Below are 839 nucleotides of genomic sequence, written 5' to 3'. Positions count from 1 at the left end.
CCAAAACCTCAAGAGGAGATTCCAGCAATGCTCAGTCCAGTTGATATTCTGCCATGGCTTGAAGCGAATGTAAACGGTGTCCGTCTCTCGCGCCTTAAAACCCTGGCGGCTATCGTTCCCGCAGCGATGGAGTTGGGAGGGGTGGGAGTGCTTGCGCTGGGCCGGGCTATGTCGGGTCCCGTCAGTGGCAAGCATAACATCAAGCGGGTGAACCGCTTCCTGGGCAATGAGGATTTAGAGTGCGCGGCTGTGGCAAAGGGCATCTTTAACGTGTTCGCGCCTAAACAGGGGCGAGTTCTTGTCTTGGCGGATTGGACGGATGTGAGCAATGCGAAGATGCTGGTGTTTGCGTTGCCTGCTAACGGGCGCAGTATTCCGTTCTACACCTACGTCGTTCCCAAACTCGCCGGTGAGGGGACGTTGATAGAGGCCGAAACCAAGGCGCTACAGGCCCTTAAGGGGATCTGCGCCGGTCGCAGTCATGTGACGGTGGTTGCGGACCGGGGCTTTGGCAACAAGCGTTGGTTGGGGGCTGTGCGCAAGGTGAGGTTCCATTATGTCCAACGTATATCGAGTGTCTTTACTGTCGAAACGGAACTTTTTATGGGGGGTGTCAAGGAAATGAACCTCCGGCGCGGTGCCAGAATCCGTGACTGGGGGTACGGGACCGTCGGAGCAGACGAAGCAATTGAGGGTCGGGTCATCACCGCCTATGACCCAAACGCCAAGGAGCCTTGGTATCTGGTAACGGACCTGGACGATGCCGGAGCCGAGGAAGTCGTGAGTATCTACCGGCGACGCTGGTGGATAGAAACGGCGTTTCGGGATAGCAAAAACCG

General features: G+C 57.0%; 1 protein-coding gene. It reads left to right on the top strand.

The window, feature by feature from the left end:
* Positions 1 to 27: 27 nt before the first annotated feature.
* Positions 28 to 839 (top strand): transposase (locus JNK74_28390; protein MBL7650107.1); only part of this gene is annotated, 812 nt, incomplete at its 3' end.

It is taken from the genome of Candidatus Hydrogenedentota bacterium, from assembly GCA_016791475.1.
Classification (GTDB): domain Bacteria; phylum Hydrogenedentota; class Hydrogenedentia; order Hydrogenedentales; family JAEUWI01; genus JAEUWI01.
This window is presented reverse-complemented; position numbering and strand designations above follow the sequence as displayed.